The following is a 15217-nucleotide window of genomic DNA, read 5'->3' as shown; positions in this document are numbered from 1 at the left end:
CGAACCGACAAATATGTCATTTATATTTCAAATAAAGGAAAACAAATTCTAACTTAATTCCCTTATTTTTCCTGAAGACAAAAAACATACACAGCCGATCGGCTGTGTATGTCTGTTAATCTTGATTCTCTTCTGCGTTCTCTTCCTCATCCTCTAAATCTTTAATCAACTGCTTCATCTCTTCGATTTCACGGCGCTGTGCCTTGATGATTTCTTCCGACAGTTCTTTGACGCGCGGGTCTTCAATTTCAGCGCGTTCACTTGTCAAGATGGCAATCGAGTGGTGCGGGATCATCGCTTTCATCCAACTGACATCATCGACGGTCGTCTGGCTCCTAACGAGCCAGAGTGAGGCACTGAAGACGAGGGCGCTGACACCTAGAATGATAAAGTTAAGGGTTTTATTCTTATACATTCCCCACATGAAAAGAAGCATGACGAATGCCATGACTGATCCCATGATGAGTGCCATATATAACCTCGTCTGACTAAAGAAGATATGATTAATTTGAAAGACGTTCAAATACATGAGCCAATACATCAGGAATGTCGAGACTGCAATCATAATTCCAAATTTACCGTACGATTTCATTTCGTTCACCCTTTCTTAAGTTATGTGTGTAGAAATAGTTTTACCTACCTGTATTAAACTCAAACCTAAATATTCTTATGCTTGATGTGTTCTTCTAAACTTTCACTTCTTTTTCACAAACGTCGGGTACACTAGTGAAATTGAGATTATGCAAGGAAGGGGAACGACAATGCAAGAGCTGACGTTACGTGACGTATTGGCAACACTGGATTCTGTCTTATCTTGGTCGTATCTCGACCGTCCTGAAGAGATGGCGATTCGCGGCATCGGAACGACACCAGAAAAAACAAAAAAAACTTTTTTATATGTATGCAAACGTCCAATTAATGAACGGGGTGTCGATTTAGTGAAGGCAGCCATTCGGAACGGGGCAGTCGCCATTGTCACGGATCGCCCGATTGACGCGAGAGTGCCCGTCATTTACTGTCGAGACGTCGCACGCGCATGTGAACAACTACAGACTCTTTTTGCCACGGAAGGAAATCACGCGAAGCACGCGGAACGATAATAATAGGAGTAAAGAAAGGAGGAGTACAAGATGAAGATTCTCATTGTAGACGATGAAGAAAAGATGAGACATTTGATTCGTCTGTTTCTTGAGGGTGACGGGTACTCTTGCATCGAGGCGAGCGATGCTCGTTCCGCACTCGACAAAATCGAAGAGCGTCCGGATCTCGTCCTTTTAGATATTATGATGCCAGAAGTAGATGGGATCTCACTTTGTCGTCAGTTAAAGACGATGGACCCGGCATTACCTGTCGTCTTATTGACGGCACGTTCAGACAATGAAACGACCATCCAGGGATTAGATGCCGGAGCGGATGATTACGTCACCAAACCGTTCGATGGGAACGTGCTCCTCGCCCGTATTCGCGCCGTCTTACGCCGGACCCGTGTCGTCAACATCCAATACGGACCACTTCGTTACGATGAGGAGAGCGGACGCGTTTTGTATGAAGAACAAGAGATTGTCCTCACACCGAAAGCGACGGCCATCTTGAAACTGTTCCTTCAGCACCCGAATCGACTCTTCAATCGCCTAGATTTATTTGATCTCGTCTGGCCCTACTCTGCAGAATCCGACCCTCGCACAGTTGATGCGCATATTCGTATGATTCGAGAAAAGTTAGGAGATGCAGGATTTCCGATTGATGATTATTTAAAGACGGTATGGGGACGTGGATATCGATGGACCGAGGAGCGTTCCGGATGAAGCGAAGTCGTAACAGTCTACCGTTTCGCATCAGCCTCGTCTTTCTCCTATCAACCCTATTGATTGAAGGTGTGTTGTTTCTTCTCCTCTATCACACGCTTCTCGGCGAACGCGTTGTAGAAGAAATCAATCGCCTCGAATCTCGGGCCGAGAGCCATGCGAGCGTATTAGCAATGAATTTTTCCGAAGAGACGATTGATCATGTAGCGACCATGGAAAGTGAGACCGATACGAAAGTCGCCATCACTGATCCCACGCATCATCTTCTTCAGACTTCACGCTTCTTTCCCCAAGTCCTTGCCGATACAGTCGATTCTAAAAAACAAACTGGCCCCTTCGACGACACGACTGTCCTAGAGGACGACTGGGAAAACGAACCGTATTTGAGCGTTCGTACGCCAATCACAGATGATACCGACAGACGGTATGGATACGTCTATATGTTTTTACCGACCGAAATCATTCATGGAATTAGCCATCGGCTCCAGTGGCGATTCCTATATATCACGGCGATCGCGCTCGTAACGACCGTCTTGACGTTCATCCTCTTGAGTCGATTGATTTCAAAACCAATTCAATCATTGAAACAAGCAACGGAGAACGTATTGACAAACCCAGACGATTTACGGTTACCGACGAATCGTGTCGACGAAATCGGTGAATTAGCGCGTGCCATCGAATCGATGTCAGTGGAACTATCAAGACTACGGCGGGAACGTCGTCAGTTTTTATCCGACCTATCGCATGAAATCAAGACCCCTCTCACTTACTTGAGGGGTTACGCCGAAATCGCTTCGAAAGAAAGCACGCCCGAATCATTACGCAAACAGTCGATTCAAACGATTTTAGATGAGAGCCGGTCGCTCACAGAGCTCGTCGAAAATGCGTTTCAATTGGCACAGCTCGATGAAAACACATTCTTGTTGCACCGAGAAGAAGTGACCGTCACGACGTTTTGTGCGGACTTACGTCGAATGCTCGATACGATGTTCCGGATGACGACGGTTCACTTCGATGCTGCACCGAACGCGGGACAACAAGACATCGCTCTTACATTGGATCGGCACCGGATGCTCCAAGTCTTCCGCTCCATCGCCCATAATGCGATTGAACATAGTGAGGCCTCTCATGTCTCCCTACGCTCAAACGTCACGGACACTCACCTGATCCTGACCATTACAGACAATGGGAAAGGCATTCCTGAAAAAGATTTACCTCACATTTTTGACCGCCTGTATCGTGTGGAAAAATCACGGTCCCGACAGACCGGTGGCAGTGGACTCGGACTCGCCATCGCTGACCAAATCGTCAACCGTCATGGCGGAGAATTGACAGTCACGTCTGACGCATCGGGCACTTCTTTCACCATCATGCTTCCACTCGACAAAAAGACGCCTATCCTTTAATGGAAAGGCGTCTTTTGATCAGTTGAGCTCACCTTTGTCGAGGCGCATCTCCCATTCCCCGTCTGTAAACTCATATACGCTGTTATCCGATGTGACGAGCAACATACGCTTCTCTTTGACTGCCAATTCGATTGGCACAGCGTCCGCTTGAAGCTCTGGAAGGTTGAACGTCTCTGTCGACTCATCGTCTAAGTTGAAACGAACCCCTTCGAAAGAACCATCTGTCTGTCGTACGTAGGCCAACTGCCCCTCATCCGCTCCGACCGTGACAACTTGTTCTGTTTCAACAAGTGGCTCGAACGAATCTCCAGAGTTACTTGAAACGAGGATGCCGGACGGCCCGTACAAAAAGACGCGCTCCGCATCCGTCGCATCGGCGACGATACCTGCCACTTGCGCTTCCTCTATTCCTTGCACCTGCATCGGTTCAAATGAGCTCCCACCATCGATGGAACGATAAAATCCCGGTTCTAGCTCCGAGGTCGCTTCTTCCAGGTAAACGTAGAGTGTACCTGTGGCATAACCGGCGCTCATATAGTGAAAATCTGCCTCGCCTTCAAGCGACCGACTCTCGAGTACCACCCCATGATTTTTTCCATGCATGACCCCAAGTGGATTTTTGAAATCTGTCCGACGATCGGGGTGACCGCTCGCATAAAATCCATCCTCGACGACTTCAAACCCCATATAGTCATGGCGATTTGTCGGAAGCGTATACCAACCGTCTTCTCGATATTCCATTAACCCGGCATGAGTTGCGATGACAGGACGTTCGTCGTCTTGCCAAAATCCTGCCCCGTGGATGTGGGAGACCATTTCATCCTCTCCCACGCGTTGCCACATGTCCTGTGTCGCTGTCGTTTCGTTTTCTGATTGGTTTGTATCCGATGGCGCCTCTTCTGCTCCACACGCCGACAAGAGCAGTGGAGTCAGTAATAGTGAGAGCATTAACGTTCGTTTCATCTCGATCCCTCCATCATTAGCATCCTATCTAGCATACGTGCTAAAGATGAAAAACTTGTTAAATCTTCAAAAGTCGGGCGTTGATGGCGACAATGATTGTACTTAGACTCATCAAAACGGCACCGATGGCTGGTGATAGGATAATGCCAATTGGTGCCAACACGCCCGCAGCGAGTGGGATGGCGACGATGTTGTAACCAGCGGCCCACCATAGATTTTGAATCATCTTACGATACGTGTTTTGTGAAAGTTCCAAAATCGATAGGACATCTTTCGGATTACTGCGGACGAGGACGATGTCTGCCGTCTCGACGGCAACGTCTGTCCCGCTCCCGATTGCGATGCCGACATCCGCTTGCGCTAGGGCCGGGGCATCATTGATCCCATCTCCGACCATCGCTACTTTGCTGCCATCTTTCTGGACGTCTTTTACCTGGTTCGCCTTGTCGTCTGGCAATACTTCGGCATACACGTCATCGATACCGAGCTGACCCGCGACCCAATGCGCGACCTTCTCGTTGTCCCCCGTCAACATGATGGAGCGGATGCCTTTTTCACGAAGAGCCTCGACGGTCTCCTTCGCCTCTTCCCGTACTAGATCGGCCATCGCAATCATACCGACCCATTCCCCGTCCTTCAAGACAAAGACGACGGTCTTGCCTTCTTCCGATAATCGCGTGAACGTCTCTTCGTCGATTTGAATGTGTTGATCACGGATATGACGTGGACTGACGACTTGTATGTGCGCACCGTCGACCGTTCCTTCTAAACCGACACCTGTCATGGAGCCAAAATGATCGACAGCGGAGAGCTTCAACTCCCGTTTTTCTATTTCTCTCAATACTCCTTGTGCGAGTGGATGTTGCGACTCACGCTCAACCGATCCTGCAAGTTGTAACACATCTTCTTCCGTATAAGATGAGCTCGCCTGTACGTCCGTGACGCCGAAATTCCCTTCCGTCAACGTACCGGTCTTATCAAAGATGATGGCATCGAGTCGACGTGCTTCTTCAAATTGGGTCCGATTACGGATGAGAAGACCTTGTTTCGCCGATAGCGTTGTCGAAACTGCGACGACGAGCGGTGTCGCCAGTCCGAGTGCATGCGGACACGAGATGACCATGACCGTCACCATCCGTTCGACCGCCGTTCCGACCGAATAGCCGAGCATGAACCAGATGGTGAACGTGATGACTCCAGCAGCAATCGCGATGTAAAACAAGTATTTTGCTGCACGATTCGCTAGGTTTTGAGCACGTGACTTAGATTTTTGGGCTTCGCTCACCAACTCGATGACTTTTGACAAATACGTAGTTTCTCCCGTACCGATCGTTTCAATCGTCAAACTCCCTTCTTGGTTGATGGAACCTGCGATGACGTCCTCACCTTCGGACTTTTCGACCGGGACCGATTCACCTGTCAACATCGACTCATCGATTGTCGTCTGCCCTTTGATAATCTTCCCGTCTACCGGAACCTGTTCCCCTGGTTTGACGAGAATCCGATCTCCTTCTTTAAGCTCAGAGATCGGGACGTCCTCCGTCTCTTCCCCGTTGATGCGATGCGCCTCGTTCGGTAACAGTTGGACGAGTTGCTCCAACGCATTTGACGCCCCCATGACCGAACGCATTTCAATCCAGTGACCGAGTAGCATGATCACAATCAGTGAAGCGAGTTCCCAAAAGAAGTCATGGCCACTTCCGTATCCAAAGACGACAGCGGCACTATAGAAGTAAGCGACACTGATTGCCAAGCCAATCAGCATCATCATACCCGGGCTACGATCCCACAGCTCCTCCACACTCCCTTTTAAGAATGGCCATCCACCGTATACATACACAATCGTCGCTAAGACAAACAAGATTGTTTTTTCAAATGGAAAATCAAGTTCAAATCGAAGCCATTCTTGAATCATATCCGACAACAGGAGGATCGGAATCATCAGACCGAGCGAAACAAAAAAGCGCCGTTTAAAGTCTTCAATCATATGTTCATGTCCATGTCCTCCGTGATGAGAATCATGACTATCTTCATGGTGTTCATGATGTTCGTGATGTTCATGCTCCATTATTCATCCTCTCCTTTATACGGATGATATACCCCTATGCGGTATATCAATAAACGAATTTAGGCTTTCATGTTTCTTTCACAATTAAGTGGTAAAACAAAGTAAGGACTGAATAATAAAGGAGTGTTATAGGATGAAATCAAAAGGAATATGGTTCCTATTAACGGGGATATTGATCGGGATCATTCTAGTTCTACTGTTCGTCTTATTCAATGGAAGATGGAACATGAACAATATGAATCATATGTGGGGCGACAATTCAACGTTTGAACAGATGGATGATAATATGATGGGCAACGATGGAATGACAGGAAATGGCGGACCGATGGGACACGGAACGACGCAAGCAATCGAGGCATCTGACGAACCGGAACAATCGCTTCCGATTCCCTCCCCCTTGAAACCAGACCGCGTCACGGACAGTACCGTCTATTATACGGTAGTAGCAGATGAAGGAACGTCACGGTTCTTTCAAAATGGAAAATCGACAGAAACGCTTGGATATAACGGGAACTTACTCGGACCGATGCTCGAGCTCCCAAAAGGAAAGACGGTCGTGATTGATACAATCAACCGATTGGATGAACCGACAACGTTCCACTGGCACGGTCTTGTCATCCCTGCCGAAATGGACGGAGGGCCGCATCAAGCTATAGCAGCGGGCGACCGTGCACAAGTTCGACTCGATATCGACCAAGAGCCGAGTACGCTTTGGTTTCACCCCCATCCGATGGGCGCAACAGCTGAACAAGTTTACAAAGGGCTCGCCGGTCTTCTTTATGTGACCGACGATGCACAGAGTGGTCTCCCGAATGACTATGGTGTCGACGACATCCCGCTTATCGTACAGGATCGGCTCTTCACAAAAGATGGTGAACTTGACTACGATGCTCATATGAACGTCGACGGGACGACGGGCGATACGATTCTTGCGAACGGAGCCATTAATACAACGTTTGATGTCCAAACCGAAACGCTCCGAGTCCGCCTTGTCAATGGTTCGAACGCGCGCGATTTTGACTTTACACTATCGAATGGGGAAAACATGACGCAAATCGCGGCAGACGGCGGGCTGTTGGAACAACCGGTTTCTTTGAAGACCATCTCGTTGACACCAGGTGAACGGGCCGAAGTGTTGATTGATTTTTCAGAAATAGAAGATGATGTCGCCTTAGAGGCTGATGGAGTATCTTTCACTACGTTTCGTGTTGGTGAACTCGACAAAGCGTCCATCGATATACCAACGAGCAAGAAAACACCGACTCCAGTGAATACGAAAACAGACCGTCAGCTCACCTTGTTCGGGATGGGGAACATGGTGTCCATCAACGGCGATACGTATGATCCAGACCGAATCGATATAAAAGTGAAACAAGGGGACACAGAGATATGGGAAATCGAGAACAAACCAGACATGATGGGCGGGATGACGCATCCCTTCCACATTCACGGTGTCCAGTTCCGAATCATCAGTCGAGATGGCAACCCACCAGCCGATTATGAGAAAGGTTGGAAAGACACGGTAGCCGTCGCTCCTGATGAACGGGTAAAAATTGAACTTACCTTCACCGAAACCGGCACGTTCATGTATCATTGCCACATCCTCGAGCATGAAGAGAACGGGATGATGGGACAATTAAATGTGACCGAATGACCCAATACCTCTCCGTTCACTCAACGGAGAGGTATTTTGCATGTCCGTCCCAATTTCGGTACGTTTCTGTTAGGACTATCGCCTGTATAGGGATTCCTGCTCGAATGTCGTATACTAGTTGTGAACGACTGTACAAATGATTGCGAGGAGGTAGGTTGATGCGCCGATTTCGTAGGGTAGTACAAAAACGATCCGCTCGTCAAAAACAGGAACGTCACACGTTCTCCATCGCTTCCGTTGTGGAAGAAGTGCAGGATGCGATGTGTTATATCGATTTTTCGAAACACCGTCTTTATACGAATCACCTGCTTCGTCACTGGTGCCCTTCGATGATGACACAATCGTTCACTTCCATGGAAACGTTAACTCGTTTCCTCTATACAATTTTTGAAGAGCATGGAGCAGATATGGCGCAAGTTGCGCACATGATTCAAGAATTGCTCGAGTGCGAGACCGAGACATGGCCAAGCATGACGTCACGACGCGTTCGGTTTGATGACCGGACGCTACACCTGATCTTCAACTTCACCCGAACACCAAGAGGCGTCTTCATCATGTGGCGTGATCAAACCGAAACCGTTCGCTTTGAAGAACGAAGAAACGCGTTTATCGCTGAACTGTCCCATGACTTCCGTACTCCTCTGACTGCCATTCATGGCTATACTGAATTGTTGATGAACAATCATGATGGTAATGAAAAAACGTCCAAAATGTTGCGACATGTCAAAGAAGAGGCAGAGCGGTTAGATCGACTCGTCGATAACTTCCTCGATTATCAAAAAATTGATTATTCGGCAGAACAACTGACCGTCACAACCTTTCCCCTTCTTCCTTTGCTTAAAGACATCACGGAGAGTTATCAGGCCATGTCACCAAATCATGAAGTGACTTACGCTGCTCCTCCCATCCATATTCAAGCAGACGAAGAAAAACTGAAACAAATGCTCCATAATCTGATTGGAAATGCGATTAAATACTCCCCTGAAGGAGGAACTGTGCACACACAGGTCGAGGATCAGGCAGGTATCGTCACCTTATCCGTCTCTGACACAGGAATCGGAATTCCAGCGGATGCACTTCCATATGTCTTTGATGAATACTATCGTGTCGATTCGAAAGCCCATCACACCATTAAAGGAACAGGGCTCGGTCTACGTATTTGTAAGCGAATTGCCGAGGCCCATGGTTGGGGAATCCATGCGGACTCCGTTTATGAAGAAGGTACGACATTCACGATTGAATTGCATGCACGTCACGCATCTTCTTATGTTCGTACGCCACCATACGCGAAAAGGTTCGACTGATACTTTTGATCAGCCGAACCTTTTTCATGCGACTTCTTTCACTGGAATGTCACACTCCATCTGTGCCGCCCGCATCGCGCGTGCCCGCCTATGGAATAGGACGAGCAGCGTCAGCGTCCCGAGTGTCGAGAGGACGTACGGCAGGACCCCATCGAGCTTGAAGCCGATCGGCGCCGTCAAGATGTAGAACCAGACCGCATACAACATGAACGTCCCCGGAAGGAGCGCGATGTGGTGGTTGTTTCCTTTGATGTAGAGGTACATCGCCCCGACGAAGAGTGCGATGACCGCCGTCGTCTGGTTTGCCCAGTTGAAGTATTGCCAGAGCATCTGGAAGTCCATATTCGTGAGCACGTATGAGATCGCGAAGAGTGGGAGCGCGATCCAGAGGCGTGACGAGAACTTCTTCTGTGCGACCGACAAGTAGTCCGCGATGATCATCCGGGCGCTACGGAACGCCGTGTCGCCTGACGTGATCGGCAGGACGATGACCCCGAGGATCGCGAGCGTCCCGCCGATGCTGCCGAGCATGAGCGTCGCCACCTCCTGGACGACGAGTGCCGGCGTCCCTGAGTTGATGAGTCCGAGCAATTCGCCCGGCTCGAAGATGGCCATCGCCGCCCCGGCCCAGACCATCGCGATGACCGCCTCGGCGATCATCATGCCGTAGAAGATTTCTCGACCGTTGCTCTCTTTCATCGTCGTTCGCGAGATGATCGGCGACTGTGTCGCGTGGAATCCGGAGAGCGCCCCGCACGAGATCGTGAAGAAGAGGAGCGGCCAGATCGGCAGGCCGTCCGGATGCATGTTCGTCAATGTCATCTCCGGGATCTGGTAGCCCTGTGCGAACAGGCTGACCGCGATCCCGATGGCGCTGACGACAAGGAGCGCCCCGAAGAACGGGTAGATGCGCCCGATGATCTTATCGACCGGCAAAAGCGTCGCCAAGATATAGTAGGCGAACACGCCGAAGATGACGAACATGAGCGTCGAGGCGTCCCCGTCGAACAAGTTGTTGATCATGTTGCTCGGCGACGTGACGAACACCGTCCCGACGAGTAAGAGAAGTAAAAGTGCGAACCCGTTGACGACATGGCGGAGCGAGCGCCCGAGGAACTTCTCCGCGAGCTGTGGCAAGTGTGCCCCGTTGTTCCGCAGGGAGATCATCCCGGTCAGATAGTCGTGCACCGCCCCGGCAAAAATCGACCCGAACACGATCCAAAGGAAGGCGACCGGTCCGTAGAGCGCCCCCATGATCGGCCCGAAGATTGGTCCGACGCCGGCGATGTTCAGTAATTGAATCATCGAGTTCCGTTTCTTGCCCATTGGCACGTAGTCGATGCCATCCCGGGAAGCGTAGGCGGGCGTCGTCCGCTCCTCCTTGATGCCGAACGTCTTCTCGACGTAGCGACCGTATACGAGATAGCCAAGTAATAATATTCCTAAAGCGATGAAAAATGTAATCAAGTAAGATGCCTCCATTAACGAATGAATTGATTTATTGTGAAAAATATCACATAAACAATATAGCAAGAGTTTTTCCCTTTGAATAGATAGATTGTTCATTTTTTCACATGTTTATTTATCTGTTCATTATTTGGACAAACCTCATGGTTGAGCCATTTTCATGAAAGCGTTCTCGGAATTGCATGAAGGATTGCATTTGCGGGAATAAGGATGGCAGGACAAAGAAAGGGTGACAAATCATGAAACAACGTGGATACTTATCGATTCCGGTCGCTGTTGTGTTCGCTGTCGTCTTCGGTCTTACACTCGACAACTGGTGGCTCGGGATTGGGATTGGCATCGCCATGTTCTTCGCGTTTCGAGGTACGAAGAAAAAAGCGTGAAGACCATCTCATCCGATGGTCTTCTGATATATACGCGCTTCATGCGGCTGTAAGTGATCGGTTTCATTGACAAGGTTTTGTAGTACGAGAGAGTAGGATTCTGTTGAGACCGGGATAAGATGGTCTTCATCCGAATGATTGAGAATCACTAAAAATCGATCTCGTCCTAAAAAGCGTTCATATGCATGTAGCGACTTATTTTTTGGAATTAAATCGTTAAACTCTCCATAAACAAGCGCTTCATTTGATTTCCTTAATTGAATCAATTTTTGATAATATCGAAACACTGAATCTTCTCGAAGCAAATCAGCTTCTACATTTACATCGACATAGTTCGGATTCACCGTCATCCAAGGGACCGCTTCCGTAAATCCCGCTTCCCGAAAACTGTTCCACTGCATGGGTGTTCGTGAATTATCGCGACTGAGCAAGCGCAAGCTTTCCAACACCACTTTTGGATCTTGTCCTTTGCCAACCTCTTCTACATATCGATTTTTCATCGCAATGTCTTGATAGTCGTCAATCGAATCAAACGTGACACCCGTCATACCGATTTCTTCACCTTGATAGATATAAGGAATGCCAGGTAATGTGTGCGTCAAAGTGACCAATAGCTTTGCCGAAGCAACACGATGTTCCGCGTCGTTACCATATCGCGTCACTTGACGCGTATGGTCGTGATTATTTAAGAATTGCGAGTTCCAGCCCTTTCCTTTCAATCCCTCATACCAGTCACGCTGAATTTCTTTGAAACGGAACATATCCCACGACGGCATCTCATCCGCGATTTGAAAATGGAACAACGTATTTAGCTCATGACGCGCATCATCCACATAAAGTGCGCCTTCTGTCGGTGTAACGAACGGGATCTCACCGACCGTCATACAATCATAGTGTCGTAGTACTTCCTCATGCATTTCTTGAAGATACTCATGGATTCCAGGATTATTTGCTAAGTAACTTAAATCATATGGATTCTCGACATCAGACAAATCTTGTCGTTTCGCGAGTAAGTTGATCACATCCATGCGAAAACCGTCGATCCCTTTATCGAGCCAAAAGCGCATCATTTTATAGATTTCATGTCGTAATTCTTCATTTTCCCAGTTGAGATCGGGTTGTTCGACAGCAAACGAATGATAGTAATACTGATTGGTCCTTGCATCATGTTCCCAACATGATGGAGCGAAATAAGAGCGCCAGTTATTCGGTTCTTTACAATCAACAGGATCATGCCAAATATAATAATCTCGTTTCGGTGAATCGATTGATGTCCTTGCTTCAAGGAACCAAGGATGTTGGTCAGATGTATGATTGACGACTAAATCTAAAATGACTTTCAATCCAAGCGTGTGCGCTTCTTCGAGCAAACGCTCAAAGTCTCTCATCGTCCCCGCTTTTTCCATGACACGATAATAGTCCGCAATATCATAACCGTTGTCCTTATCGGGTGAGACATAAAATGGGTTAAGCCAGACAACATCCGCACCGAGTTCTTTAATATACGTTAATTTTTGACGGACACCTTCTAAATCACCGTAACCGTCACCATTTGTATCAAAGAAACTTCGCCAATATACTTGATACACAATCGCCTCTTTCCACCATATCCGTTCCAATTCATCTCCTCCTCATTCAAAAACCCCGAGCGTGACCACTCGAGGCTTTGTTTTAAATCCGCGCTAAGACGTGATCGAGCGTAAGGATACTCGTGTCCGTAAAGACGAGTTCAGCTTCGGTCAACACTTCCGGGTCTCCGATGCCGACAGCGAACATACCAGCTGCATGAATCGCTTCGATGCCAGCGACAGCATCCTCAATCCCTACACAATCTTTCGGTTCGACTTGGAGTGCTGCGGCAGCTTTCAAAAATACTTCAGGGTGCGGCTTCGAATCGGTTACCGTCGCCGCGTCGACGATGTGGTCAAACGCATCGAGTAATCCGAGTTGATGTGTCACCATCTGTGCGTTCTTAGATGCAGACGCCATCCCGACTTTATAGCCAGCTTCTTTCAAATCGCTTAAGAACACCTCAATACCTGGTAAGATGTCCGCACTCGTGATGTTTGAAATAAGAGATACATAGTGTTCATTCTTTTTTGTCGCAAGTCGTCCCTTCTCCTCGACCGAAAAATCATTCTCACGTCCTCCAAGACGTAAAATCCGTTCAAGTGATTCAGTTCGACTCACGCCTTTCAATGTCTCATTGAATTCTCGGTCAAATGGAATCCCCAAATCTTCGCCGAGCGCTTTCCATGCTAAGTAATGATATTCGGCACTATCGGTGATGACACCATCTAAATCAAAGATAAACGCTTTCATCATAACTCTCCTTATTTATCCCCACCAATTCGTAAACCTTGCATGAAGTACTTATTCAGCATGATATACAAAATGATGATCGGAATGATACTGACGACAGAAGCCGCCATAATATAGTTCCATTGAGTCGCGTTCTGGCTTTGGAATGACTGCAAACCAAGCGTGAGCGTATATTTCTCGGGTGATGTGATATAAAGGAGCGGTTTTAAGAACTCGTTCCAAAATCCTAGGAAGACGAAGACAGCCTGCGTTGCTACCGAGGCGCGGGCCATCGGGAAAACGATACGCCAAAACGTTTGAAATCGATTGAGCCCGTCTACTTGTGCAGCTTCTTCTACTTCACGTGGGAAGTTGATAAAGAACTGTCTCATCAAGAAGATATAGGAGAAGTTGATGGCTCCGGGAATGATCAATGCGGAATATGTGTCGAGTATACCGAGCGATCTCATAATCAAGTAGTTCGGGATGAGCAAGATTTGTCCCGGTACCATCATGACCGCCAATATTAATAAAAATAGGTAGTTACGACCAGGAAACCGGAGACGTGCAAGTGAATAACCTGCCATCGTGTTGAAGATGACGTTTACAATCGTACCGAGCGTCGCAATCAAAAAAGAGTTCATGATCCAACGTGGAAAAAGTGGATCTTTCGTAAAGATGTGTTCAAAGTTTGCTAGCGTTGGATTCTCTGGCCAAAGCGTAAGTCCTCCCGCTACAATCTCACTATACGGTTTAAACGAGGCGAGCACTGCCCATAAGAATGGATACAGTGTGACGAGCGCGTACGAAACAAGAATGACGTACATCACGATACGCGGCCATTTTTTATTTTTCATATCCATTCCCCCTTAATAGTTAGACTCTTCTTTGTTCAATTTACGGGCAATCATCGACACGGTGAAGATGATTGCTGTCAAAATGATCGCAAGGGCAGAAGCGTATCCCATCGTCCCAATCGTCTTGAACGCATATTGATAAATGATGAGCGAGAAGGTGAGCGTCGCGTTGTTCGGTCCGCCAGTCCCTCCTGAGATGATATATGCTTGGTCGAACAACTGGAAGCATCCAATGATTCCCATCAATAAAACGTAGTTTGTCACAGGTGTCAGATTCGGAACCGTGATTTTCATCAGCTTTTGCCAAGCGTTTGCACCATCAAGCGATGCCGCCTCATAAAGTGAAGACGGAATATCTTGAAGCCCTGCCAAGTAGATGGTCATGAAAAATGGAACAGTCGACCAAATGTTCATGACCATGATGGTCGTCAATGCGAAATCTGTTTCATTGATAAAGTTAATTGGCGTATCTAATAATCCAAAACTGACGAGGACGTTGTTAATCGGACCATTTAAACTGAATAAAAACATGAAAATCATCGTGAGTGCCGAACTTGAAGTAAGTGTCGGCAAAAAGTAAATCGTCCGAAACGTGTTTTGAAAACGAATTCCCGAATTTAAGACGGCAGCCATAAGAAGTGCGATTGCCGTTTGAATCGGCACAACGAACAGGGCGTAACGGAATGTATTTTTTAACGCTGTCCATACCCGGTCATCGTTCCACGCGTTGACGTAGTTGTCCAAGCCGACCCACTGAAAGTCGATCCCACCAAATAAATTCACGCGTGTAAACGACAAGAACAGAGAATACGCAATTGGAAGCAATGTGAATGTCACCAAGATAATTAGCGTCGGCAACATAAATGTCATCCCCTGTACCGCCTCACGACGATCACGTTCACTACCTTTCTTTTTCTTTGGTGGTGGTGCTTGTGATGCCGTATCAGTACGTCGGTTGATTTCGAGCTGTGTGCCCATAGAACCCTTCCTTTCCGAACACAGTAAGGCT

At 47.8% G+C, this 15217-nt stretch carries 14 protein-coding genes; 6 read left to right on the top strand and 8 right to left on the bottom strand.

Annotation, left to right across the window (positions count from 1 at the left end):
- Nucleotides 1–115: 115 nt before the first annotated feature.
- The gene (locus tag P400_RS0105000; RefSeq protein WP_026825149.1) at nt 116–592 is read right to left on the bottom strand and encodes a DUF305 domain-containing protein; all 477 of its coding nucleotides are present in this window, start codon (nt 590–592) and stop codon (nt 116–118) included.
- A gap of 169 nt (nt 593–761) precedes the next feature.
- On the opposite strand from P400_RS0105000, the gene P400_RS0104995 reads away from it, so the two are divergent.
- Genes P400_RS0104995 through P400_RS0104985 form a run of 3 tightly spaced genes read left to right on the top strand, consistent with a single transcriptional unit; the run spans nt 762 to nt 3211 of the window.
- Complete coding sequence (locus P400_RS0104995) at nt 762–1100, top strand: hypothetical protein (RefSeq protein WP_026825148.1); 339 nt, start codon at nt 762–764, stop codon at nt 1098–1100.
- A gap of 30 nt (nt 1101–1130) precedes the next feature.
- Complete coding sequence (locus P400_RS0104990; protein WP_026825147.1) at nt 1131–1805, top strand: response regulator transcription factor; 675 nt, start codon at nt 1131–1133, stop codon at nt 1803–1805.
- Complete coding sequence (locus tag P400_RS0104985) at nt 1802–3211, top strand: sensor histidine kinase (protein ID WP_026825146.1); 1410 nt, start codon at nt 1802–1804, stop codon at nt 3209–3211. The genes P400_RS0104990 and P400_RS0104985 overlap by 4 nt, the downstream gene beginning before the upstream one ends.
- An 18-nt stretch (nt 3212–3229) precedes the next feature.
- Here the strand turns inward: P400_RS0104985 and P400_RS0104980 are convergent, their stop codons facing one another.
- Nucleotides 3230–4174: a F510_1955 family glycosylhydrolase gene (locus tag P400_RS0104980; RefSeq protein ID WP_026825145.1), complete on the bottom strand. Its 945-nt coding sequence runs from the start codon at nt 4172–4174 to the stop codon at nt 3230–3232.
- A gap of 58 nt (nt 4175–4232) precedes the next feature.
- A complete protein-coding gene (locus P400_RS0104975) occupies nt 4233–6242 on the bottom strand; it encodes a heavy metal translocating P-type ATPase (protein WP_034770846.1) in 2010 nt (669 codons plus the stop codon).
- Nucleotides 6243–6375: 133 nt separating this feature from the next.
- On the opposite strand from P400_RS0104975, the gene P400_RS0104970 reads away from it, so the two are divergent.
- Together P400_RS0104970 and P400_RS0104965 are read left to right on the top strand one after the other, a co-directional pair.
- Nucleotides 6376–7896 (top strand): multicopper oxidase family protein, encoded by a 1521-nt coding sequence (locus P400_RS0104970; protein ID WP_034770844.1) that lies wholly within the window; start codon nt 6376–6378, stop codon nt 7894–7896.
- 158 nt (nt 7897–8054) lie between these two features.
- Nucleotides 8055–9200 (top strand): sensor histidine kinase, encoded by a 1146-nt coding sequence (locus tag P400_RS0104965; protein ID WP_026825142.1) that lies wholly within the window; start codon nt 8055–8057, stop codon nt 9198–9200.
- A gap of 24 nt (nt 9201–9224) precedes the next feature.
- Here the strand turns inward: P400_RS0104965 and P400_RS0104960 are convergent, their stop codons facing one another.
- Nucleotides 9225–10667 carry a carbon starvation CstA family protein gene (locus P400_RS0104960; protein WP_026825141.1) on the bottom strand — a complete coding sequence of 481 codons (1443 nt, stop codon included), beginning with the start codon at nt 10665–10667 and terminating at the stop codon, nt 9225–9227.
- 239 nt (nt 10668–10906) lie between these two features.
- Between P400_RS0104960 and P400_RS15715 the strand changes: the two genes are divergently transcribed.
- Nucleotides 10907–11050, top strand: coding sequence for a hypothetical protein (locus P400_RS15715; RefSeq protein ID WP_026825140.1), 144 nt, complete (start codon nt 10907–10909; stop codon nt 11048–11050).
- An 8-nt stretch (nt 11051–11058) separates the two neighbouring features.
- Here P400_RS15715 and P400_RS0104950 read toward each other — a convergent pair whose 3' ends face one another.
- The 4 genes from P400_RS0104950 to P400_RS0104935 are packed head-to-tail and all read right to left on the bottom strand — an operon-like array spanning nt 11059 to nt 15186.
- Nucleotides 11059–12669: a glycoside hydrolase family 13 protein gene (locus P400_RS0104950; RefSeq protein WP_026825139.1), complete on the bottom strand. Its 1611-nt coding sequence runs from the start codon at nt 12667–12669 to the stop codon at nt 11059–11061.
- A gap of 52 nt (nt 12670–12721) precedes the next feature.
- Nucleotides 12722–13372, bottom strand: a complete 651-nt coding sequence (gene pgmB, locus P400_RS0104945) for a beta-phosphoglucomutase (protein ID WP_026825138.1) — start codon at nt 13370–13372, stop codon at nt 12722–12724.
- Between the two features lie 11 nt (nt 13373–13383).
- Nucleotides 13384–14208, bottom strand: coding sequence for a carbohydrate ABC transporter permease (locus P400_RS0104940; RefSeq protein WP_026825137.1), 825 nt, complete (start codon nt 14206–14208; stop codon nt 13384–13386).
- A 12-nt stretch (nt 14209–14220) separates the two neighbouring features.
- Nucleotides 14221–15186 carry a carbohydrate ABC transporter permease gene (locus P400_RS0104935; protein ID WP_026825136.1) on the bottom strand — a complete coding sequence of 322 codons (966 nt, stop codon included), beginning with the start codon at nt 15184–15186 and terminating at the stop codon, nt 14221–14223.
- Nucleotides 15187–15217: the final 31 nt, after the last annotated feature.

The sequence above is a fragment of the Exiguobacterium marinum DSM 16307 genome, assembly GCF_000620845.1.
Lineage (GTDB): Bacteria > Bacillota > Bacilli > Exiguobacteriales > Exiguobacteriaceae > Exiguobacterium > Exiguobacterium marinum.
The sequence above is the reverse complement of the archived record's forward strand: the minus strand, read 5'-3'. Positions and strand labels throughout refer to the sequence as shown.

Excerpts from the sequence above, each read along its gene's own strand:
- P400_RS0105000 (WP_026825149.1), bottom strand. The coding sequence starts at position 592 with ATGAAATCGTACGGTAAATTTGGAATTATGATTGCAGTCTCGACATTC.
- P400_RS0104995 (WP_026825148.1), top strand. The coding sequence starts at position 762 with ATGCAAGAGCTGACGTTACGTGACGTATTGGCAACACTGGATTCTGTC.
- P400_RS0104990 (WP_026825147.1), top strand. The coding sequence starts at position 1,131 with ATGAAGATTCTCATTGTAGACGATGAAGAAAAGATGAGACATTTGATT.
- P400_RS0104985 (WP_026825146.1), top strand. The coding sequence starts at position 1,802 with ATGAAGCGAAGTCGTAACAGTCTACCGTTTCGCATCAGCCTCGTCTTT.
- P400_RS0104980 (WP_026825145.1), bottom strand. The coding sequence starts at position 4,174 with ATGAAACGAACGTTAATGCTCTCACTATTACTGACTCCACTGCTCTTG.
- P400_RS0104975 (WP_034770846.1), bottom strand. The coding sequence starts at position 6,242 with ATGGAGCATGAACATCACGAACATCATGAACACCATGAAGATAGTCAT.
- P400_RS0104970 (WP_034770844.1), top strand. The coding sequence starts at position 6,376 with ATGAAATCAAAAGGAATATGGTTCCTATTAACGGGGATATTGATCGGG.
- P400_RS0104965 (WP_026825142.1), top strand. The coding sequence starts at position 8,055 with ATGCGCCGATTTCGTAGGGTAGTACAAAAACGATCCGCTCGTCAAAAA.
- P400_RS15715 (WP_026825140.1), top strand. The coding sequence starts at position 10,907 with ATGAAACAACGTGGATACTTATCGATTCCGGTCGCTGTTGTGTTCGCT.
- pgmB (WP_026825138.1), bottom strand. The coding sequence starts at position 13,372 with ATGAAAGCGTTTATCTTTGATTTAGATGGTGTCATCACCGATAGTGCC.
- P400_RS0104940 (WP_026825137.1), bottom strand. The coding sequence starts at position 14,208 with ATGAAAAATAAAAAATGGCCGCGTATCGTGATGTACGTCATTCTTGTT.
- P400_RS0104935 (WP_026825136.1), bottom strand. The coding sequence starts at position 15,186 with ATGGGCACACAGCTCGAAATCAACCGACGTACTGATACGGCATCACAA.